This window comes from Mycobacterium sp. NGS11 (assembly GCF_059813315.1).
In genome coordinates this window covers 1-21,412 of the sequence record NZ_JCALEJ010000015.1, presented here as the reverse complement: position 1 = coordinate 21,412, position 21,412 = coordinate 1, and the positions used below count along the sequence as shown (strand labels likewise).

Below are 21,412 nucleotides of genomic sequence, written 5' to 3'. Positions count from 1 at the left end.
ACTCAGGAAACCATCGGGCAGTAGTGCTTGGGGTTGCCGCGCTCGTCCTCGGGCGGCAGGTTGCGCGCCGGTGTTTGCACCAGCGGCGTATCGAGCGGGATCCGCCCGCTGGCGCGGTCCAAGCCGGCCCGCGCGCGGGGGTGCTTGCGGAATCTGCTGGGCACCAGGGCGAACACGCCACGCACGACGTCGCCGAAGCGCCGGTGCAGCCACTCGTCGCGCCGCGACCAGCGGTAGCCCATCAGTTCTCGCACCGGTGGGTCGTACAGGCCCACCGTCACCCAGACGAAGAACGGCGCCAACAACTTGCGTTGCGCGGCCCACAACGGATCCGGAATCCATTGCGCGAACGGGGGTTTGGGAAGCTCGGTCAGATCGAGCACGGCCCGGGCGGCCCAATTGTTCTCCAGCACGTTGCGGCACATGTGGTCCCAGTAGACCTGGAATTCCTCCCACGAACCCGGCACCGGCCGCATGCTCATGCCGTACATGCGATACCACTCGACGTGTTCGTCGAACAGTTGCCGCTTCTGCTCCTCGGTGATGCCGCCGCAGAATCGTTCGGCCACATGAATGGTGCCCATAAAGAAGGTGGAGTGCGCCCAGTAAAAGACGTCGGGGTTCAACGCGTGGTAGCGCCGGCCCTGTTCGTCGACCCCCTTGATGTCGGTGTGGTAATCGCGGACCTCGGCGCCGGTACACGGGGCGCGATCCCCGTCGAACACGACTCCCCCGATCGGATACAACGAGCGCAGCAGGCGCGGCCAGCGCTCGCGGAAGAACGTGGAGTGATCGGTGACCGCCGCGCCCAGCTGAGGGTGCATGTTCTGCATTGAGCCCGCCCACGGACCCTGCAGCATGCCCCGCCAGTCCCCGAAGTACCGCCAGGTCAGCGAATCGGGCCCTAGCGGTGCGGGTGGCGCGTCATACCCCGCCGGCGAGACCGGGCAGCCGCCCGCGATGCCGTCGGACGCGCCCGCCGGGTCGCCGGAAACCGACTGCTCAGCGGTGCCCACACCATCGCGACCTGCGACGTCGCTGGCCAGAGGGGACGACGCGGACGTATCTTGAGTCACTATTAAGTCCCTGTAGGTATCGTGAATTTTGACTACAACCGTTGTCAATCTAGAGCTTAGGAGCGATGTGCAGACGGGTCAACGGCGGGGACGCTGGACCGGGGTCCCCTTGGAGAGTCGCCTCGCGCTTCGCCGTGACAACCTCATCGACGCCGGCGTGCAGCTACTCGGCAGTGCCGGCGGGCCGGCGCTGACCGTGCGTGCGGTCTGCCGTGAGGCCGCGCTGACCGAACGCTACTTCTACGAAAGCTTCACCGACCGTGACGAATTCGTGCGCGCGGTCTACGACGATGTCTGCACGCGCGCCATGAACGCCCTGACGTCGGCGACGACCCCGCGCGAGGCCGTCGAGCGATTCGTCGAGCTGATGGTCGACGACCCGGTCCGTGGCCGCGTGCTGCTGCTGGCGCCGGCGGTGGAGCCCGTTCTGACCCGCTCCGGCGCGCAGTGGATGCCCAATTTCATCGATCTGCTGCAGCGCAAACTGTCCCGGATCGGCGACGCCGTACTGCAGAAGATGATCGCCACCAGCCTGATCGGTGGGTTGTCAGGGCTGTTCACCGCCTACCTGCACGGGCAACTGGGGGCGACCCGCCAACAGTTCATCGATTACTGCACCAACATGCTCTACATCACGGCCGCGCCGTACGTCCCGGCCGGCGAGCTCGGCAAATCGCAATAACGCGCGTTGTCGGTGGCGCCGCATCGGCCGGCCACAAAGACCCGCACGAAACCGGCACAACTGGTCATCCGGCGCGCCGACGAGGAACTTGATGCTACTCAAGTACACAGATATATTGACTGCTACCCATCGACACAGATAACTGGAGGGCCTATGTCAGCCGAGCTGACAAACCTACAGCTGCTGCACGAACTCGAGCCATTCGTCGAGAAGTACCTGAACCGGCACGAGAGCATGCACAAGGACTGGAACCCGCACGACTACATCCCCTGGTCGGACGGCAAGAACTACTACGCGCTCGGTGGGCAGGATTGGGAGCCCGGTCAGTCACAGCTCTCGGACGTCGCCCAAGTGGCGATGGTGCAGAACCTGATGACCGAGGACAACCTGCCGTCATATCACCGCGAGATCGCGATGAACTTCGGCCTGGATGACGCCTGGGGGCAGTGGGTCAACCGCTGGACCGCCGAGGAGAACCGGCACGGCATCGCGCTGCGCGACTACCTGGTGGTGACCCGCGCGGTCGACCCCATCGAATTGGAAAAGCTGCGCATGGAGGTGGTGAACCGCGGCTTCAGTCCGGGCCAGAACCATCAGGTCCGAGCCGACCTGTTCGCGGAAAGCCTGTTCGACTCGGTCATCTATGTGACGTTCCAGGAGCTGGCGACCCGGATTTCGCACCGCAACACCGGCAAGGCCTGCAACGAGACGATCGCCGACCAGTTGCTGGCCAAGATCTCGGCCGACGAGAACCTGCACATGATTTTCTACCGGGATGTCAGCGAGGCCGGGTTCGAGGCCGCGCCCAACCAGGCGATGAAGTCGCTGCACAAGGTGCTGCGCAACTTCCAGATGCCGGGCTACCAGGTGCCCGAGTTCCGCCGGAAGGCCGTCGTCATCGCCGTGGGCGGCGTGTACGACCCGCGCATCCACCTCGACGACGTGGTCATGCCGGTGCTGAAGAAGTGGCGCATCTTCGAGCGTGAGGACTTCACCGGTGAGGCGGCCGCCATGCGCGACGATCTCGCGCTGCTGATCAAGGAACTCGAGACGACGTGCGAGAAGTTCGAGATCTCGAAGCAGCGTCAGCTCGAACGGGAAGCCCGAACCGGTAAGAGGACCACCGCGTTCGAGCTGCACCAGACCGCGGGCACGCTGACCATGAGCCGGCGGTAACCAAGCGGTGCACATCGGTTCCATCGCGCTCGCCAGCCCGGTGGTCCTCGCGCCGATGGCGGGCGTGACAAACGTCGCATTCCGGACGCTGTGCCGTGAATTGGAGCAGGCCAAGGTCGGCACCGTCAGCGGGCTCTATGTCTGCGAGATGGTGACGGCGCGTGCGCTTGTCGAGCGTCACCCGGCCACCCTGCACATGACCACATTCGCCCCGGACGAGTCGCCGCGTTCGCTGCAGCTCTACACCGTCGACCCAGCGACCACCTACGCGGCCGCCAAGATGATCGCCGACGAAGGCCTGGCCGATCACATCGACATGAATTTCGGCTGCCCGGTGCCCAAGGTGACCAAGCGCGGCGGCGGATCGGCGCTGCCGTACAAGCGGCGACTCTTCGGTCAGATCGTCGCCGCGGCGGTGCGTGGCACCGAGGGCACCCAGATACCGGTGACCGTCAAGTTCCGCATCGGCATCGACGACGAGCACCACACACACCTCGACGCCGGCCGTATCGCCGAAGCCGAAGGCGCCGCCGCCGTCGCACTGCATGCCCGCACGGCCGCGCAGCGTTACTCCGGCACCGCCGACTGGGACGAGATCGCCAGGCTCAAACAGCAGGTGCGGACCATCCCGGTGCTCGGCAACGGCGACATCTATGACGCCAGTGACGCGCTGACCATGATGGCCACCACCGGATGCGACGGCGTCGTCATCGGCCGCGGCTGCCTGGGCCGGCCATGGCTGTTCGCCGAGTTGTCGGCCGCCTTCACCGGCAGCCCGCCGCCCACCCCTCCGACGCTGGGCGAGGTCGCCGACATCGTCCGACGCCACGGGCAACTGCTAACCGCGCACTTCGGCGAGGACAAGGGCATGCGGGACATCCGCAAGCATGTCGGCTGGTACCTGCACGGCTTTCCGGCCGGCTCCGAGCTGCGCCGGGCGCTGGCGATGGTCAAGACGCTCGACGAATTGGACTCCCTGCTCGACCGGCTGGACGGCACCGTGCCGTTCCCGGACGAGGCGACGGGCCCTCGCGGCCGGCAGGGTTCCCCGGCCCGGGTGGTGCTGCCGGAAGGCTGGCTGGCCGACCCCGACGACTGCACGGTGCCGGCGGGCGCCGACGTCATGCACTCCGGGGGCTGAGCCGACGGCTCGAAATCGCGCCCGGGCCGATAAGTCAGTACGATGTGGGCTTTATTGCGTGCGCTCGGGTGGCGGATCGATTCCGTGCCGCCACACCAGCGGTGGCAATGGTTGGCACCAGCCGCGGCGCGCGCAACGCGACACTGCGCTGACATATGCACGAGCACGCTGACGTCTGCATCAGAGCTTCGGAGGCCTCTACGACATGAGTGACGCCGAGAACGACGCCACTCTCAATGGTCGGCACGGCCCGGGCGGGACGCGTACCCATCGGATCGCGACGGACCCGGCGCCGCTGGGCGCGGCGCCCTGGGAGCGATTCTTCGCGCCGCCGGCCAACGACAACCTTCACCGCTGGCAGCCCGAGGGCGCGATCGAGGCCGCCGGGCAGCGCGAGGATGACGCCGATCGGGGCGGATCCCACACCGGCGGCGGCGTCAGCGTCGCCGATCTGATCGCCAAGATCGGCGCCCCAAGCCGGCCGGTCCATCATCGTGCCGCTCCGGAGGACCCCGAGGTCGAGCCCACCGGCGCCGGGCCCGGCCTCCCGATCGAGCTGCAGAAAACGCAGGTGATCGACGACCTCGCCTATTCCGTGGACGCCGTCGCCGAGCTTCGCGCGCTGGAGGCCGCCGATTACCCGAACGACGACCCCCAAGACCTGGCTCCTGAGACCAGCGCCGAGGAACCCAGACGCCGGCGCCGGCCGCTGCTGGTCGCCGGGCGGTCGACGGCGGCCCTGGCTGCCGTGCTGGCGCTGGCCATGACCGGCGGGGCATGGCAGTGGAGTACGTCGAAAAACGCCCGGCTGAACACGATCAGCGCGCTCGACCAAAACTCCAGCGACATTCGCGACCCGGGCGGACAGTACGGCGACGAGGACTTCTTGATCGTCGGCCTCGACTCGCGCCTGGGCGACAACGCCAACATGGGCGCCGGGACGACCGACGATGCCGACGGAGAGCGCTCGGACACGGTCATGCTGGTCAACATCCCGGCTAACCGCAAGCGCGTGGTCGCGGTGTCATTCCCGCGCGACCTGGCGATCACCCCGATGCAGTGCGAAGCGTGGAACCCAGAAACCGGCAAGTACGGGCCCCTCTACGACCCCAAGACCAAGACTTACGGTCCCAAGATGGTCTACACCGAGACCAAACTCAACTCGGCGTTCGCCTTCGGCGGCCCCAAGTGTCTGGTGAAGCAAATCCAGAAGCTGTCCGGCTTGAGCATCAACCGCTTCATCGCCGTCGACTTCTCCGGCTTCGCGAAAATGGTCGACGCCCTCGGCGGCGTCGAGGTCTGCTCGAGCACGCCGCTGCACGACTACGAGTTGGGCACGGTCCTCGAACACGGGGGACGCCAGGTGCTCGACGGCTCCACCGCCCTGAACTACGTGCGGGCCCGCCAGGTCACCACCGAGGTCAACGGCGATTACGGCCGGATCAAACGTCAGCAGCTGTTCCTGTCGTCACTGCTGCGGTCGTTGATCTCCGAAGACACGCTGCTCGACCCCCACAAGCTCAACAGCGTCGTCAACATGTTCATCAGCGACACCGTCGTGGACAACGTGCAGTCCAAGGACCTGATCCAACTCGGTCAGTCGTTGCAGGGCATGGCGGCCGGGCACGTCACGTTCGTCACCGTGCCGACCGGCGTCACCGACCAGAACGGCGACGAGCCGCCGCGGATGGCCGACATGCGCGCCCTGTTCGACGCCGTCATCAACGACGATCCGCTGCCCGAGGAGAACGACCAGAACGCGCAGAATTTGAGCACGTCTGCAACGAAGGGCCCGTCGAAGGCGCCCACCACCAGGAAGTCCCCGGCACCGGCGCCGGAGGCGCAGCCCGAGCAGATCACCACGACCTCGCCGAGCGGCGTGACGGTGCGCGTTTCCAACGCGACCACGCAAAGCGGTCTGGCGACCACCGCGACCAGCCAGCTCAAGCACGACGGCTTCAATGTGATGTCACCCGACGATTACCCCAGTTCGGTCAACGCGACGACCGTGCTGTTCTCGCCGGGCAACGAGGAGGCCGCCGCCACGGTCGCGTCCTCGTTCGCCGGCGCGAAAGTCCAGCGGGTTTCGGGCTACGGACAGGTCGTGCAGGTGGTGTTGGGGCCCGATTTCAAGTCGGTCTCGGATCCCTCGCCCAGCGGCTCGTCGATGAGCCTGCACATCGAACGCGGTTCGAGCAACGCACCTGCCAAGCTGCCGGAGGACCTGACCGTCACGAACGCGGCCGACACCACCTGCGAGTAACCGCTTTTGACGGCGCTCCGCCGCCCGTTTCGCGCGGCGAGACCGTACCCTTGGTGATATGCGGACCGCCTACCACGAGCAACTCTCGGAGTTATCCGAGCGCCTCGGTGAGATGTGCGGCTTGGCAGGAATCGCTATGGAGCGGGCTACCCAGGCTCTGCTCCAAGCCGACTTGGTGCTAGCCGAACAAGTCATCTCCGATCACGAGGCCATCGCCGTACTCAGTGCGCGCGCCGAAGAAAGCGCCTTCGTGCTGCTGGCATTACAGGCGCCGGTGGCCGGAGACTTGAGGGCCATTGTGAGTGCGATCCAAATGGTGGCGGACATCGACCGGATGGGTGCGCTGGCACTGCACGTCGCCAAGATCGCCCGCCGACGGCATCCCCAGCACGCCTTGCCCGAAGAGGTCAATGGCTATTTCGCCGAAATGGGTAGCATCGCAGTCGAATTGGGCAACAGCGCGCAGGAGGTGGTGCTGTCGCGCGACCCGGAGAAGGCCGCTCGGATTCGCGAAGAAGACGACGCCATGGACGACCTGCACCGGCATCTGTTCTCGGTTCTGATGGACCGTGAATGGAAGCACGGCGTCGCGGCGGCCGTCGACGTGACCTTGCTGGGCCGGTTCTACGAGCGTTTTGCCGACCACGCCGTCGAGGTGGCTCGGCGAGTCATCTTCCAGGCGACCGGCAGACTTCCCGAGGAAGAAGCGAAACCCGCCTCGCAGTAACGATCGGGCTAGCCGAACCGGCCGGAAATGTAGTCCTCGGTCGCCTTTTGGCTCGGGTTGGAGAAGATCTTCTCGGTGTCGTCCACTTCGATCAGCCGCCCCGGTTTTCCGACGGCTTCCAGGTTGAAGAACGCCGTGTAGTCGCTGACCCGCGCCGCCTGCTGCATGTTGTGGGTGACGATGACGATGGTGTAGTCCTGCTTGAGTTCGCTGATCAGCTCTTCGATGGCCATGGTCGAGATCGGGTCCAGCGCCGAACACGGCTCGTCCATCAGCAGCACATCGGGCTGCACGGCGATGGCCCGCGCGATGCACAGGCGCTGCTGCTGCCCGCCGGACAGTCCGCCGCCGGGCCGGTCCAACCGATTCTTGACCTCATCCCATAGGTTCGCCCCGCGCAGCGAATACTCGGCCGTCTCGTCGAGCACCTTGCGGTTGCGCACCCCCTGCAGCTTCAGGCCGGCCACCACGTTGTCGCGAATTGACATGGCGGGGAACGGGTTCGGCCGTTGAAACACCATCCCGATGGCTCGGCGCACACCGACCGGGTCGACTCCGGTGCCATAGATGTCTTCGTCGTCGAGGAGCACGCTGCCCTCGACCCGTCCGCCGGGCACCACCTCGTGCATCCGGTTCAGCGTGCGCAGCACCGTCGTTTTGCCGCAGCCGGACGGGCCGATGAACGCGGTCACGCTGCGGGGCAGAACCGACAGCGTCACATCCGAGACCGCGTGAAACGATCCGTAGTAGATGTTGACGCCCTTGAGGTCCAACCGTTTGGCCACTTAGTGCTCCTGCCTATGACTTCCTGGTGCCCAGAAATCGTGCTATCACTCGGGCCGCGATGTTGATGATGGCGATCACCAGGATGAGGGTTAATGCGGCACCCCACAACCGATCCGTGGGGATGGGGTTGAGGCTCGCGCCGGCGGTCGTCTGGTTGAACATCATGCCGGGCAACGTCCCCATGAACCCGCTGAAGATATCGAAGTTCATCGATTGTGCGTAACCGACGAGGATCAGCAGCGGCGCCGTCTCGCCCATCACCCTGGCCATCGCCAGCAGTATTCCCGTGACGATGCCGGACAACCCGGTGGGAATGACCACCCGGGCAATGGTTTTCCACTTGGTGATGCCCAGCGCGTAGCTGGCCTCGCGAAGGTCCACCGGGACGATTCGCAGCATTTCCTCGGTGGCGCGCACGATCACCGGAAGCATCAGCAAGACGAGTGCCAGCGATACCGCGAACTGCGACCGGGGAAGTCCCAGCATGGCCACGCACAACGCGTAAATGAACAGCGCCGCAACGATTGACGGCACACCGCTCAGGATATCCACCATGAACGACGCCAGTCGCCCCAACGCGGTGCCGCCGCCGTACTCGACCAGATAGATCGCGACCATCAGCCCGAGCGGGACGGAGATGAGGGCACATACCACTCCCTGCAGCACCGTGCCGACCAGCGCGTGGTAGGCGCCACCCCCGGTGACGAACGCCGTCATCCCCGCTTGCGAGTGCGTCCACCACACGGTTGACGCGACCGCCTTGAACCCCTTGACGGCCACCGACCACAACACCATCACCAACGGAGTCACAGCGATCAGCAGCGACAAGGAAACCAGCACGGCCGCAACGTAATTCGTGGTACGACGACGCCAGCTGACCGGTGAGAACGTCCGCGGCTTGAGGGGCCGGTCCAACATCGACGTCATCGGGCCGCCCTTCGTCCCGCCCCGGCGACGGCGCCGCGCGCCAGGGCGTCGACCAGGAAGGTGAGCACGAAGAGCGTCAGGCCCGCGGCGATGTACGCGCCGGCCTTGTACCGGTCATCGAATTCGGCCGCGGCGCCGGCGATCTTGGTCGCAAAGGTGGAGCCGCCGTCGAACAGCGACCACCCGAACGCCGACTGCGTACCCCGCAGAATGATCAGCAGCGCCACCGTCTCACCCAGGGCGCGGCCCAGCCCCAGCATGGACCCACTGATATAGCCCGACCGCCCGAACGGCAGCGTGACCGTCTTGACCACTTCCCAGCGGGTGGCGCCGAGCGCCAGCACGGCCTCGATTTGGTCCTGTGGCGCCTGGACGAACACTTCGCGCGTGACCGCCGTGATGATCGGCAGGATCATCACCGCCAGGACGACGCCGCCGGTGAAGATGGTTCCCCCGCCGGCGGGCGACGCATTGCCGTTGGCGAACAGGAAACACCAGCCCAGCGAGCGATTGAGCCAGGTCGCGACGGGCCGAAGCTGCGGCGCCAGCACATACAGTCCCCACGCGCCGTAGATGATCGAGGGCACCGCGGCCAGCAGATCGACCGAGTAGGCCAGGGGCGTGGCGACCCGCCGGGGGGCGTACTGGGTGATGAAGATGGCCACGCCCAGGGCGACCGGCATGGCCAGGATCAGCGCGAACAGCGACACGAACACGGTGACCGGAACGAGGCTGGCGATGCCGAAGTGCATAGCCGAGGTGTCCGTGGTGACCCATACACCGCCGTAGCTGAAGAAGTTCTCCCGATTGCGGTGCAGCGCCGGTATTGCACGCCCGAGCAGGAACGCGGCGATCGCGGCGATGACCACGATGATGACCACGCCCGAGGATTGCGCGAGCCAGCGGGAAATCCGGTCCGCCACATGGGGCCGTCCCTGTCCCCACGGGCTGGTGGGGGTGGCCTGCTTGTCCGGAAACGGCGCGGCGACAACCGCACCCGAACCCGCGTCGATGGGATTCGGCGATGTCACGGTGATCCCGTCACAGGTCTGCTGTCACTCCTTGAACCCGATGCACCCGGTTACTGCATCGCATTGATGGCCGTAACCAGTCGTTCCCTGACCTTATCGGGCAGCGGCACGTATCCGGCCTTCGCGAGTTCGCCCTGCGCGGTACTGGCGGACACGGCCAGGAAGGATTTGACGGCCGCCGAAGTCTCGGCGTCGTAACCCTTGGAGCACACGATCTCGTAGGTGACCAGCAACAGCGGGTAGACGCCGGGTTCCTCGGAGCCGTACATGGCATTGAGGTCGAGCACCAGGTCGTCGCCTTCGGCGAGGAATTTGGCCGCGTTGACGGCGTTCCCGGCAGTCTCGTTGGTCAGCGGTATGACGCCGCCGCGGGTGGCGATTTTGGCGTAGGGCATGCGGGCCTGATCGGCGAAGGCCCTCTCGACGTATCCGACGGAGCCCGGGGTGGCCCGCACCGCCTGGATGATGCCGGCCGACTTCGCGGCGCCCTCGCCGACACCGCCCTGAAACTCCGTCCCGACTCCTTTGGACCAGCTCTGCGGCGCGGCCGCGGTCAGGTATTTCTGCACGTTGTCGGTGGTTCCCGACGAGTCGGTCCGGTAGATCGGCGTGATTTTGGTGTCGGGTAGGCGCGTGCCCGGATTGAGCGCCGCCAGGATCGGGTCGTTCCAGGCGGTGATCCTGCCGGTGAAGATCTTGGCCAGCGCGTCGCTGTTGACCACCAGGTCCGGATTTCCGGGCAGGTTGTAGACGATCCCGATGGGGCCGAAAACCATTGGCAGGTCCCACGCCGGGTTACCGTCGCAGCGCTTGGCGGCGGGCCCGATCTGGTCGGCAACCAAGGGGGAGTCCGCGCCCGCGAAATCGACATGTCCCGCGATGAACTGCTCACGGCCGGCGCCGGATCCGGTTGGGTTATAGGCCAGCCCCTTTCCGGGGCAATACTGGCTCCACACCTGGTTGAACACCGTGATCGCGTTCTCTTGAGCGGTCGAGCCCTCCGCCGTCAGCTTGTCCTTGCCACCGCATCCGGCAGTTCCGGTGACGCCGGAGCTGGGCCCCGCGGTCCCGCGGCGATTCTCGTCGCTGCCGCAGGCGGCCAGTGCTCCGGCAACGAGCGCCATCACCAACGCCACGGCGGCCAGCGCCCTGCTCTGCCTGTCGCGCCTCACCGATCTCGCTTTCCTGACATGTTCCCGACGCATGTGGGCGCCGCGGCCCCCTCCCATGTGAGGTTGCCAAGTGCCGGCGGAAGTATGCGCCGACGCGGCGCGCGGCAACGTCTCGGTGGCCAGGACCAGATTAGCGATCCGCGTTGACGCCGCTCGTACCCGCGGTCAGTTGGCCGCGGGAACGACCGCGTATGCGGTGTCGACGCTGTGGACGGTGAACCCCAAGCGCTGGTAGGTGCGCACCGCGGCGACGTTGTCCGACTCGACGTAGAGCATCACGGTGGGTTCCGGGGCGTCGGCCAGGCGGCGCCCCAACCAGTCGATGCCGACGGCGGTCAGCGCCTGCCCGAGGCCGCGGCCCTGCGCCGAGGGATCGACGCCCACCACGTACACCTCGCCCAGGCCGGGCTGGTCCAGGTGCACCTTGGTCCAGTGGAAACCCAGCAACGTGCCGGCCGGCTCGCCGCCGGAGTCGTCGAACGCCAGGAACAGGCCCGCCGGGTCGAACCACGGTTCATTGCGGCGCTCCGCCAGCTCGACGTCCGTCCAACCGCCCTGTTCGGGATGGTAGGAAAACGCGGCATTGTTGACCCGCAGCAGCTCGGCGTCGTCGGCGGCGCCCGCGTACGTGCGGATCTTCACCCCCGGCGGCTGTGGCACGGTGTCGGGTAGGTCGCGCAGCGAACGTCGCATCTGCATCAGTTCCCGCACGGCGGCCAAGCCCAGCGCGGAAGCGGTAGCACGAGCCGGGTCAAGCGTGCCATGCGCCCAAAAGCGGTTTCCCGCACCGGTTTTGGCCAACGCGGCGCGTGCCAGTGTGGACCCGATACCGCGACGGCGCGCCTGCGGGTGCACGACGAGTTCGGCCATGCCCGTCTCGCTGTCGCGCGGCGGCCTCAGGTTGAGGTAACCGATGATCGCGCCGGCCGTCGTGCCCCCCGACTCCGGGTTCCTGATCAGGAGATGCTCGGTGCGGTCATGCCCGAGCTCGCGCAGTACCTGCTCGCCAACGGGCGCGACTCCGTCGAATTCGGTTGCCGCACTGATAAGTTCACACACGCCCCGCTGCTCTTCGCCGATCAGTTCCCGGCGCCACTCGGGTGACGTCACTGCGTGTGCAGCGGATCGGCCAACGGGTCTTGGACGTCCTGCGATTCGGATTCGGATCCAGCGCCGTCGGCGTCATCGGGCTCGGAAACCGGGGTGCGGCCGCGCGCGGGGCGGACGGCCTTGTAGCCCACGTTGCGCACGGTGCCGATCAGCGCCTCGTACTCCGGGCCGAGTTTGGCCCGCAGCCGGCGCACGTGCACGTCGACGGTGCGGGTGCCGCCGAAGAAGTCGTATCCCCACACCTCGTGCAGCAGCTGCGCGCGCGTGAAAACTCGCCCGGCATGCTGCGCCAGGTATTTGAGCAACTCGAATTCCTTATAGGTGAGGTCCAGCGGGCGGCCGCGCAGCCGCGCGGTGTAGGTGCCCTCGTCGATCACCAGCTCGCCGAGGCTGACCTTGCCGGCGCTCTCCTGGTCCGCGAGTCCGCCGCGCCGGCCGATCACCAGCCGCAGCCGCGCATCGACCTCGGCGGGCCCGGTGGTGGGGAGCAGGATCTCGTCCAGACCCCAGTCCGAGCTGACGGCCACCAGCCCGCCCTCGCTCACCACGGCCAGCACGGGCCCCGCCCGGCCGGCGGTGCTCAACAGGCGGCATAGTCCGCGTGCCGCCGACAGGTCGGTGCGCGCGTCGACGATCACCGCATCCGCGGTCCCGGCCTCGAGCAACGATGACGGTTCTGGCGGCGCCGTCCGGACGGTATGCGGAAGCAGGGACAACGACGGCAAGACCGGGTCGGGATGAAGCTCCGAGGTCAGCAGTAGTAGCTCCAACTAGCCCCTCCAACTCGGGGGAACGGCATCTCCCAAATTCACAACGCCATTAAGCGTTAGTTACCAGGTCGTATAACGATAACGTGTCACCTGGGTTTTTCGCGTGGCGGACGATCCAGTGTGAGGGCCACCACCTTCAGATCCGGCGCGTACCGGCCCTCAGGGCTTACGCCACAATATGCGGGTGCGCAAGGTGCTGATTGCTGTGACCGTGACGGCGATCCTGGTTGCCGTGGTCGCCCTCGGCGCTATCGGCGTCGACTATGGGACCAGCATTTATGCCGAATACCGGCTGTCGTCCAGCGTCCGTAAAGCGGCCAGGCTGGGCACCGACCCGTTCGTGGCCATCGTCGCGTTTCCCTTCATTCCGCAGGCGATGCGCGGCAACTACAGCCAGGTGGAGATCAAGGCCAACGCCGTCGACCACGCGATGACGGGCAGGGCCACCCTGGAAGCCACGATGTATTCGGTCGGTCTCGCCCAGGCGTCGTGGCTGATCGGCCCGGACGCCAAGCTCGCGGTGGGCAAGCTGGAGAGTCGCATCATCGTCGACTCGACGCATTTGGGCCGGTTCATGGGCATCAGCGACCTGATGGTCGAGGCGCCGCCCAAGGAAACCAACACCTCCACCGGCGGTGTCACCGCATCGGGTATCTCGGACAGCCACGGGCTGGTGTTCACCGGAACACCCAAATCGGCGGGCTTCGATCGACGGGTCAGCGTCTCGGTCGACCTCTCCATCGCCCCGGATGACCCGGCAACATTGGTGTTCACCCCGACCGGCGTCCTCACCGGATCGGACACGGCCAACCAGACGGTGCCCGCGGACAAACAGGACGCCGTGCTGCATGCCTTCAGCGGAAGGCTGCCCAATCAGCGACTGCCGTTCGGCGTCGCGCCGACGACCGAGGGGGCGCGGGGCTCCGACGTCATCATCGAGGGCATCACCCATGGAGTAACCGTGACCCTCAACGGGTTTAAGCAGTCATGACCGTCATAGTCGCGACCGTCGCGGTGCTTGCCGCGGCAACCCTTGCCGGGTGGTTGTTGACCCGGCGCTCCGGACGAATCCGGGAAATCGACTCCACGCCGGACCAGGACATCGACGCCGACATCGCGGCCCTGGGGCTTTCTCGCAGCGGCCCGACCGTGGTGCATTTCAGCGCGCCGTGGTGCGGACCTTGCGAGCGGGTCCGCCGGGTCGTCGAGCAGGTCTGCGACGACCTGCGCGATGTGGCCCACGTCGAGGTCGACCTGGACGCGAACCCGGAGACCGCACGCCGGTATTCGGTCCTGTCCCTGCCCACCACGTTGATCTTCGACGTCGACGGCAGGCAGCGATACCGGACGTCGGGAGTGCCCAACGCCGCCGACCTGCGGTCGGCGCTGAAACCGCTGTTGGCTTGACCACGGTGTCATTAGGTAAGCTGACCGACGTGTCAGCCCGCCTCGAGCCCATGCTCACCCAGCGCAGCGCAGTTCAGCTGTGCCGCACCGCGGGCTGTTGTTGTTGTTGCTGTTGCTGCTGAGTAGCCGCGCCTGCGCGCAGCACTCGGAGCGGCCCGGAATTCAGACCGTGGCACGTCTCCATTCGTCGTATCCGTCAGCAACAGAGGTATCGAGGAGTAGTCCTTGCCAAGCAACACCGCCACCACGCAGCCCGACCTGGTCGACGTGCGCGGACCGCGATTCGCAGCCTGGGTCACCACCGCAGTCCTGGTGCTGGCGCTCATCGTGTCGGCGGCGAGCCCGCTGGTCGCCGCAGTGATTCTGGCCGTCCAGGCCATCATCTTCGCCATCGGCGCGCTCGGCGGGCCACGCAAGCATCCGTACGGCCGGATCTTCGCCACGGTCGTCGCGCCGCGGGTCGGCCCGGTGCAGGATCGTGAGCCCACGGCACCGCTGAAGTTCGCTCAACTAGTCGGATTGATCTTCGCGGTGCTGGGAGCGGTCGGGTTCGCGACCGGCGCCGTGCTGTTCGGCGTCATCGCGACCGCGGCCGCCCTGGCGGCGGCGTTCCTCAACGCGGCCTTCGGGATCTGCCTGGGCTGCCAGCTCTATCCGCTGGTGGCCCGCTTCCGACGCACCGCGCGTCCCACCTGACCTGCTGTACCAAAAGCGATTGAAAGGATCCACTCCATGGCACGCTCCGACGTCCTGGTCTCCACCGACTGGGCTGAGAGCAACCTCGACGCCTCAGGCGTCGTCTTCGTCGAAGTCGACGAAGACACCAGCGCTTACGACGCCGGCCACCTCCCCGGCGCCATCAAGCTGGACTGGCGTTCCGATTTGCAGGACCCGGTCAAACGCGACTTCGTCGACGCGCAGCAATTCTCCAAATTGCTCAGCGAGCGGGGCGTCTCCAACGACGACACCGTCATCCTCTACGGCGGCAACAACAACTGGTTCGCCGCCTACGCCTACTGGTACTTCAAGCTGTACGGCCACGACAAGGTGAAGCTGCTCGACGGTGGCCGCAAAAAGTGGGAGCTGGACGGGCGCGCGCTGTCCAGCGACACCGTCAACAGGCCGGCGACGTCATACACCGCCGCCGCGCCGGACAACAGCATCCGGGCGTTCCGTGACGACGTGCTCGCGGCCATCAACGTCAAGAACCTGGTCGACGTGCGTTCCCCCGACGAGTTCTCGGGCAAGATCCTGGCGCCCGCGCACCTGCCTCAGGAGCAAAGCCAGCGGCCCGGTCACATCCCTGGCGCCATCAACGTGCCGTGGAGCAAGGCCGCGAACGAGGACGGCACCTTCAAGTCCGACGAAGAACTGGCCAAGCTCTACGCCGCCGCCGGCCTGGACGGCAACAAGGAAACGATCGCCTACTGCCGCATCGGCGAGCGGTCGTCGCACACCTGGTTCGTTCTCTATGAATTGCTCGGGCATCGGAATGTGAAGAACTACGACGGCAGTTGGACGGAATACGGCTCCCTGGTGGGTGCCCCGATCGAGTTGGGAAGCTGATATGTGCTCTGCACCGAAACAAGGACTGACGTTGCCCGCCAGCGTCGACCTGGAGAAGGAAACGGTGATCACCGGTCGCGTCGTGGACGGCGAGGGCCAGGCAGTGGGTGGCGCGTTCGTCCGCTTGCTGGACTCCTCCGACGAGTTCACCGCCGAGGTGGTGGCGTCGGCCACCGGTGACTTCCGATTCTTCGCCGCACCGGGATCCTGGACCCTGCGTGCGCTGTCGAAGGCCGGCAACGGTGACGCCGTGGTGGCGCCGTCCGGTGCGGGCATCCACGAGGTCGACGTCAAGATCGCCTGACCGCCAGCCGTCCCCGACGGGGACGCCGCGGGGCGAATAGACTTGTCCCCGTGGTGCTGTTCTTCGAGATCATGCTGGTTGTGGCGGTCGTGGTGATTTCATGGTTCGCCCTGTACACCCTCTATCGGCTCATCACCGACGAGTCGTGACCCCCGACGAGCCGTTGAGTTCCGCCGGCTCCGGCGACCGGGCGGTGGCCGCCGCCGCTGAGCGCGCCAAGCTGACCGCCGGCCGCAACATCCCCTCCTACGATGACCTTCCCCTGCCCGCCGACACCGCGAACCTGCGCGAAGGCGCGAATCTCAGCGATGCCCTGCTGGCGCTGCTGCCGCTGGTCGGCGTGTGGCGGGGCGAAGGCGAAGGCCGCGGGCACGACGGCGACTACCGGTTCGGTCAACAGATCGTGGTCTCCCACGACGGCGGCGACTACCTGAACTGGGAAGCCCGGTCCTGGCGGCTCAGCGAGACGGGCGATTACGAAGAGCGCGGCCTGCGTGAGACCGGATTCTGGCGCTTTGTCACCGATCCCGACGACCCCAGTGAATCCCACGCGATCGAACTGCTGTTGGCCCATTCGGCGGGCTACGTCGAACTGTTCTACGGCCGCCCCTTGACCCAGTCGTCCTGGGAGCTGGTCACCGACGCGCTGGCCCGCAGCAGGTCGGGCGTGCTGGTCGGCGGCGCCAAACGCCTCTACGGCATCGTCGAAGGCGGCGACCTGGCCTACGTCGAGGAGCGGGTGGATGCCGACGGCGGTCTGGTGCCGCATCTCTCGGCGCGGCTGTCCCGTTTCGTCGGCTAGCAGCGCCCTCCCGATATGGAGCGGCCCCCGAGCCGTATTCCCGGTTGGACAAAACCGGAAGCTCGGGGGCCGGGTGGCTGCGGGGAATTCGCTAGCGCTGTTGTGACGCCAGCTCTTCCGAGCCACTGCTGCTAGCGCGCAGCCACCTCACATGTCCATGAAGCTATCAATTTCGCGGACCACCTCCCTTCTTGTGTACGACCGACCGTACCGGCGAATCGGCCAGCCGACAACAGAATTCAGCGCTCAGCGATCGCTGACGATGGCGGCGTCGATCAGTTCGGCGAAATCCGCGGCCATCGGCGAGGGCCGCAGCGGTCGGCCGTCGAGGGTGTGCACGCGCGCGGCCAAGGTCATGCTGGAGATCAGCCAAACGCCTTGGGCGGCATCCAGATCCGCGACGCGCAGCGCCCGGTAGTCGCAGTCATAGCCCTTGTCCCTGGCCACCTCGAACAGCGCCTGCTGGGTGGTGCCGCGCAGGATCGGATACCACGGCGGCGGCGTCAGCAGGCACGGATTACCGTCCGGCGTCTCAGAGTCGGCGGCGATCACCACTGTCGAGCGCGGGCCTTCCAGGATGTAGCCGTCGGTGCTGACGAAGATCACGTCACCGGCGTCCGCACGGGCGGCATGCCGCAGGGCCGCCATATTGATCGCGTACGACAGGGTCTTGGCCCCGGCCAGCAGCCACGGCATCGCGTCCACTCCGGTGGCGGGCAACCCGCGGTCGAGCGTGATCGCCGCCAGCCCGCCACGCCGGACCGCCGTCACCCGTTCGGGTACGGGATTGACCATCACGTAGGCCGTGGGCACCGAACCGCCCTCGCGACCGCGGCTGTAGATCAACCGCATCGCGCCCTCGTCGGCGTTCCCCGCGCACCAGTGCCGGGTGGCTACCTCGATCGCGCCTCGCCATCGCGGCAGATCGGGCTGGGGCAGGTCGGTCAAGGCGGCCGACTGGGTCAGCCGCTGCAGATGCGGCTCGATCAGGCAGGCCCGGCCGTCGCGGACCAACAGTGTTTCGAAGACACCGTCGCCGCGGACGGCTGCGAGGTCGTCGGCGTAGAGCAGGGGCGCGTCGGGCGAATGGATTTCGCCGTCCAGCGTGACGATCACACCCGTTGGGCCGGCCATGGTGGAGAAGCCTATCCAATGACCCGCGAACGTGAAGCTGGCCGCACATTCGGCGGCCAGTGTGAAGCCAGCTTCACACTCGTGGGGAGCGCCCGGCGGTCCGTAGAGTTGAGTCGTGACCCGCCCCGTCCCCGCACCCGAGACCGGACCCGACGCCGGTGCCGTCTGGCATTACGGCGATCCGCTCGGCGAGCAGCGTGCGGCCGACACCGACGCGATATTCGTCGACCGCTCCCACCGCGGAGTACTCGCCCTGACCGGGAAAGACCGGCAGACCTGGTTGCACAGCATTTCGACGCAATTCGTCAGCGACCTCCCCGACGGCGCCAGCACGCAGAATCTCAGCCTCGACGGCCAGGGCCGCGTCGAGGATCACTGGGTCCAGACCGAGCTGGCCGGCACGACCTATCTGGACACCGAACCGTGGCGCGCGGAGCCGCTGCTGGGGTACCTGCGCAAGATGGTGTTCTGGTCCGAGGTCACCCCGGCCGAAGCCGATCTGGCGGTGCTGTCGTTGCTCGGTCCGAAACTGGCTGACCGCGCGGTTCTCGACGCGCTCGGGGTGGACACGCTACCCGCCGAGCTGACCGCGATTCCCGCGGGCGACGGCTTCGTGCGTCGGATGCCGGACACCCGGGACGGCCGGATCGAGCTGGACCTGCTGGTTCCGCGCGCCGCGGCGGGCGACTGGCGAAATCGCCTGGCGCAGGCCGGGGTCCGGCCCAGCGGTGTGTGGGCTTACGAAGCCCACCGGGTCGCGGCCGTGCGGCCCCGCCTCGGCGTCGATACCGACGAGCGCACGATTCCGCACGAGGTCGGATGGATCGGTGGTCCGGGCGCCGGAGCCGTTCACCTGGACAAGGGTTGCTATCGCGGGCAGGAGACCGTCGCGCGGGTGCACAACCTGGGCAGGCCACCCCGGATGCTGGTGCTGCTACACCTCGACGGGTCGGCGGACCGGCCGTCGACGGGTGATCCGGTACTGGCCGGCGGCCGCACCGTCGGCCGCGTCGGCACCGTCGTCGACCACGTGGATCTCGGGCCCATAGCGCTGGCGCTGCTCAAGCGCGGGCTGCCCGCCGACACGGAATTGGCGACCGGACCAGAGGCCTCGGTGGCTGCGGTGATCGACGCCGATTCCCTGCCCGCAACGGAACAGATCGGCGCCGGGCGGTTAGCTGTTGAACGGTTGCGGGGCGGTGCGGGATAATGAACGGTAACGTCCGCCACAGCGAGCAGGGCGCGCCAACGCCCGGTGGCGGGGCACGGTAAAGTGGTTGGCAGGACAATATGACACCAGGAGATCGGAGCCGCCTACTCGTTAGGCCGCTCCGTTATTGCGCGAGGGGGTTCCCCCATGGGCCGCGGCCGGGCTAAGGCAAAGCAGACCAAGGTTGCTCGAGAACTCAAATACAGTTCTCCGCAGACCGACTTCCAGCGGCTTCAGCAAGAGCTGTCAGGGACGGGTTCGGACGAGTCCAGCGAACTGGACGGCGACGGATCCGACGAATCCTGGGACGACCAGGACAGCTGGCGTCGCTAAAGCCAACGCCCCGGCGCCGATGCGTAGTGCACCGGCGCCGCGTTAGATCTACCGGAGTCCACGCGTCCTAGAACCTCGGGTGCTGACCCACCATCTTGGCCCGCGGGCCCTCTTTTCCGCCTTTGCCAACGGTGCCCAGCACCCAGCAGTCCAGGTGTCGTGCGGTCAGGATGGCCAATGCGCGGTCGGTGTCTTCGGGGGCCACGATGGCGATCATCCCGACGCCCATGTTGAACGTCTTCTCCATCTCCTCGCGCGTCACGCGGCCGCGCTGGGCGATCATGGCGAACACCGGCGCGGGTGTCCAGGTGCCGCGGTCCATCTCGGCGACCAGGCCATGGGGGATGACGCGTTGCAGATTGCCGGCCAGCCCGCCGCCGGTGACATGGCAGAAGGTGCGCACGTGGGTTTCGGCCGCGAGCGCCAGGCAGTCCTTGGCGTAGATACGGGTGGGTTCGAGCAGCTCTTCACCCAGGGTGCGGCCGAACTCCTCGACGTAGCCCTCGAGGTTCATCCGGTCGATCTCAAGCAGCACCGTGCGCGCCAGCGAATATCCGTTGGAATGCAGGCCGGACGAACCCATCGCGATGATGACGTCGCCGGGTTTGACCCGGTCGGGGCCCAGCACGTCGTCGGCCTCGACGACACCGATTCCGGTGGCCGAGATGTCGTAGTGGTCCGGTTCCATCAGACCGGGGTGTTCGGCGGTCTCGCCGCCCAGCAGCGCGCAGCCGGCCCGCACACACCCCTCGGCGATCCCACTGACGATGGCGCTCAAGCGTTCCGGCACCGTGCGGCCCACCGCGATGTAGTCCTGCAGGAACAGCGGCTCGGCGCCACACACCACCAGGTCGTCGACCACCATCGCGACCAGGTCCAACCCGACGGTGTCGTGTTTGTCCATCGCCTGGGCAACCGCCAGCTTGGTGCCGACGCCATCGGTGGACGCCGCGAGCAGTGGCTCGCGATAGTCACCACGCAGCGCGAACAAGCCGGCGAATCCGCCCAGGCCGCCCAGAACCTCGGGTCGCGTAGCTTTTGTCGCCAGCGGCTTGAACAATTCGACGGCGCGATCGCCGGCTTCAATGTCCACCCCGGCCGAAGCGTAGGTGATGCCCTGACTGCCTTGGTGGCGTCCGGGGCTCTTTCCGGGATCCGTCATCGCGATAAAGGCTACCGGGCGGCGTTCACGGCCGGGATCAAACGTCGGCGATGGGGCGCAACCGAGTTCCCTCAGTGCACGATTGGCACTTCGTCGGCCGCGAGATCGTCGAGGCCGGCGCCGCGCGCGGCATTGGCGAGCATGTGCTCGATGACGTTCTTGCCCAACGCGGTTTCGCCGGGCAGCTCGATCGGATACTGGCCGTCGAAGCAGGCGGTGCACAGCCGCGAGGCCGGCTGCTCGGAGGCCGCGATCAGACCGCGCAGGGAGATGTAGCCCAGCGAGTCGGCGCCGATGGCATGCCGCACCGCCTCGAGCATCTCCTTCTTGTCCTCGACCGCGTTGGCGATCAGTTCCGCCGGTGACGGGAAGTCGATGCCGTAGAAGCAGGGCCATTTGACCGGGGGTGAGGCGATCCGCACGTGCACTTCGACGGCGCCGGCCTCGCGCAGCATCCGCAGCAGTGCGCGCTGGGTGTTCCCGCGCACGATCGAGTCGTCGACGACGATGAGTCGTTTGCCCCGGATCACCTCGCGAAGTGGGTTGAGCTTCAGCCGGATACCGAGTTGACGGATGGTCTGCGACGGCTGGATGAAGGTGCGTCCGACGTAGGCGTTCTTCATCAGCCCCTGG

General features: G+C 66.9%; 23 protein-coding genes. 13 read left to right on the top strand and 10 right to left on the bottom strand.

All coding sequences use genetic code 11. From position 1 onward, the window contains the following. Nucleotides 1-2 precede the first annotated feature (2 nt). Entirely contained in the window at nucleotides 3-1,076 is a 1,074-nt protein-coding gene (locus AC5Y4T_RS17270; RefSeq protein ID WP_499954499.1) for an oxygenase MpaB family protein, read from the bottom strand. Between the two features lie 67 nt (nucleotides 1,077-1,143). On the opposite strand from AC5Y4T_RS17270, the gene AC5Y4T_RS17265 reads away from it, so the two are divergent. From AC5Y4T_RS17265 to phoU, 5 genes are all read left to right on the top strand, one after another. Then, nucleotides 1,144-1,758 carry a TetR/AcrR family transcriptional regulator gene (locus tag AC5Y4T_RS17265; RefSeq protein WP_499918850.1) on the top strand — a complete coding sequence of 205 codons (615 nt, stop codon included), beginning with the start codon at nucleotides 1,144-1,146 and terminating at the stop codon, nucleotides 1,756-1,758. 153 nt (nucleotides 1,759-1,911) lie between these two features. Beyond that, nucleotides 1,912-2,934 (top strand): acyl-ACP desaturase, encoded by a 1,023-nt coding sequence (locus AC5Y4T_RS17260; RefSeq protein ID WP_499918851.1) that lies wholly within the window; start codon nucleotides 1,912-1,914, stop codon nucleotides 2,932-2,934. Nucleotides 2,935-2,941: 7 nt separating this feature from the next. Beyond that, complete coding sequence (gene dusB, locus AC5Y4T_RS17255; protein WP_499918852.1) at nucleotides 2,942-4,075, top strand: tRNA dihydrouridine synthase DusB; 1,134 nt, start codon at nucleotides 2,942-2,944, stop codon at nucleotides 4,073-4,075. Between the two features lie 295 nt (nucleotides 4,076-4,370). Further along, a complete protein-coding gene (locus tag AC5Y4T_RS17250) occupies nucleotides 4,371-6,338 on the top strand; it encodes an LCP family protein (protein ID WP_499954551.1) in 1,968 nt (655 codons plus the stop codon). 58 nt (nucleotides 6,339-6,396) lie between these two features. Beyond that, the gene (gene phoU, locus AC5Y4T_RS17245) at nucleotides 6,397-7,065 is read left to right on the top strand and encodes a phosphate signaling complex protein PhoU (RefSeq protein ID WP_067121885.1); all 669 of its coding nucleotides are present in this window, start codon (nucleotides 6,397-6,399) and stop codon (nucleotides 7,063-7,065) included. 8 nt (nucleotides 7,066-7,073) lie between these two features. On the opposite strand, the gene pstB is transcribed toward phoU, so the two are convergent. The 6 genes from pstB to AC5Y4T_RS17215 form a co-directional block, all read right to left on the bottom strand. Continuing rightward, entirely contained in the window at nucleotides 7,074-7,850 is a 777-nt protein-coding gene (gene pstB / locus AC5Y4T_RS17240) for a phosphate ABC transporter ATP-binding protein PstB (protein ID WP_499918853.1), read from the bottom strand. A gap of 13 nt (nucleotides 7,851-7,863) precedes the next feature. Further along, nucleotides 7,864-8,778 carry a phosphate ABC transporter permease PstA gene (pstA, locus tag AC5Y4T_RS17235; protein WP_499918854.1) on the bottom strand — a complete coding sequence of 305 codons (915 nt, stop codon included), beginning with the start codon at nucleotides 8,776-8,778 and terminating at the stop codon, nucleotides 7,864-7,866. Next, a complete protein-coding gene (gene pstC, locus AC5Y4T_RS17230) occupies nucleotides 8,775-9,809 on the bottom strand; it encodes a phosphate ABC transporter permease subunit PstC (protein ID WP_499954497.1) in 1,035 nt (344 codons plus the stop codon). Before pstC ends, pstA begins: the two co-directional genes overlap by 4 nt. A 50-nt stretch (nucleotides 9,810-9,859) precedes the next feature. Continuing rightward, nucleotides 9,860-10,981 (bottom strand): phosphate ABC transporter substrate-binding protein PstS, encoded by a 1,122-nt coding sequence (gene pstS / locus AC5Y4T_RS17225; protein WP_499949684.1) that lies wholly within the window; start codon nucleotides 10,979-10,981, stop codon nucleotides 9,860-9,862. Between the two features lie 165 nt (nucleotides 10,982-11,146). Then, the gene (gene mshD, locus AC5Y4T_RS17220; RefSeq protein WP_499954495.1) at nucleotides 11,147-12,091 is read right to left on the bottom strand and encodes a mycothiol synthase; all 945 of its coding nucleotides are present in this window, start codon (nucleotides 12,089-12,091) and stop codon (nucleotides 11,147-11,149) included. After that, a complete protein-coding gene (locus AC5Y4T_RS17215; protein ID WP_499949686.1) occupies nucleotides 12,088-12,861 on the bottom strand; it encodes a winged helix-turn-helix transcriptional regulator in 774 nt (257 codons plus the stop codon). Before AC5Y4T_RS17215 ends, mshD begins: the two co-directional genes overlap by 4 nt. 178 nt (nucleotides 12,862-13,039) lie before the next feature. On the opposite strand from AC5Y4T_RS17215, the gene lmeA reads away from it, so the two are divergent. The 6 genes from lmeA to AC5Y4T_RS17185 all read left to right on the top strand — a co-directional run bounded on the left by lmeA (nucleotide 13,040) and on the right by AC5Y4T_RS17185 (nucleotide 16,940). Beyond that, nucleotides 13,040-13,852, top strand: a complete 813-nt coding sequence (gene lmeA / locus AC5Y4T_RS17210) for a mannan chain length control protein LmeA (RefSeq protein ID WP_499954493.1) — start codon at nucleotides 13,040-13,042, stop codon at nucleotides 13,850-13,852. Further along, nucleotides 13,849-14,268 (top strand): thioredoxin family protein, encoded by a 420-nt coding sequence (locus tag AC5Y4T_RS17205; RefSeq protein ID WP_499949689.1) that lies wholly within the window; start codon nucleotides 13,849-13,851, stop codon nucleotides 14,266-14,268. Before lmeA ends, AC5Y4T_RS17205 begins: the two co-directional genes overlap by 4 nt. A gap of 225 nt (nucleotides 14,269-14,493) precedes the next feature. Next, the gene (locus tag AC5Y4T_RS17200; protein WP_499954491.1) at nucleotides 14,494-14,964 is read left to right on the top strand and encodes a DUF4395 domain-containing protein; all 471 of its coding nucleotides are present in this window, start codon (nucleotides 14,494-14,496) and stop codon (nucleotides 14,962-14,964) included. 36 nt (nucleotides 14,965-15,000) lie between these two features. Then, entirely contained in the window at nucleotides 15,001-15,834 is an 834-nt protein-coding gene (locus AC5Y4T_RS17195) for a sulfurtransferase (RefSeq protein WP_499918867.1), read from the top strand. A 1-nt stretch (nucleotide 15,835) separates the two neighbouring features. Continuing rightward, nucleotides 15,836-16,138: a DUF1416 domain-containing protein gene (locus AC5Y4T_RS17190; RefSeq protein WP_007777644.1), complete on the top strand. Its 303-nt coding sequence runs from the start codon at nucleotides 15,836-15,838 to the stop codon at nucleotides 16,136-16,138. Between the two features lie 145 nt (nucleotides 16,139-16,283). Then, entirely contained in the window at nucleotides 16,284-16,940 is a 657-nt protein-coding gene (locus tag AC5Y4T_RS17185) for a heme-binding beta-barrel domain-containing protein (RefSeq protein ID WP_499918868.1), read from the top strand. 246 nt (nucleotides 16,941-17,186) lie between these two features. Here the strand turns inward: AC5Y4T_RS17185 and AC5Y4T_RS17180 are convergent, their stop codons facing one another. Continuing rightward, nucleotides 17,187-18,056, bottom strand: coding sequence for an aminodeoxychorismate lyase (locus AC5Y4T_RS17180; RefSeq protein ID WP_499919054.1), 870 nt, complete (start codon nucleotides 18,054-18,056; stop codon nucleotides 17,187-17,189). A 133-nt stretch (nucleotides 18,057-18,189) separates the two neighbouring features. Here AC5Y4T_RS17180 and ygfZ point away from each other — a divergent pair, with 133 nt between their 5' ends. After that, nucleotides 18,190-19,284: a CAF17-like 4Fe-4S cluster assembly/insertion protein YgfZ gene (gene ygfZ, locus AC5Y4T_RS17175; RefSeq protein WP_499954489.1), complete on the top strand. Its 1,095-nt coding sequence runs from the start codon at nucleotides 18,190-18,192 to the stop codon at nucleotides 19,282-19,284. Between the two features lie 147 nt (nucleotides 19,285-19,431). Further along, nucleotides 19,432-19,617, top strand: coding sequence for a DUF3073 domain-containing protein (locus AC5Y4T_RS17170; RefSeq protein ID WP_067354477.1), 186 nt, complete (start codon nucleotides 19,432-19,434; stop codon nucleotides 19,615-19,617). A 67-nt stretch (nucleotides 19,618-19,684) separates the two neighbouring features. Here the strand turns inward: AC5Y4T_RS17170 and purM are convergent, their stop codons facing one another. Together purM and AC5Y4T_RS17160 are read right to left on the bottom strand one after the other, a co-directional pair. Beyond that, on the bottom strand, nucleotides 19,685-20,779 hold the full coding sequence (gene purM, locus AC5Y4T_RS17165; protein ID WP_499918873.1) for a phosphoribosylformylglycinamidine cyclo-ligase: 1,095 nt from the start codon (nucleotides 20,777-20,779) through the stop codon (nucleotides 19,685-19,687). A 71-nt stretch (nucleotides 20,780-20,850) separates the two neighbouring features. Next, a partial coding sequence (locus AC5Y4T_RS17160; RefSeq protein ID WP_499954487.1) for an amidophosphoribosyltransferase occupies nucleotides 20,851-21,412 on the bottom strand: 562 nt, incomplete at its 5' end.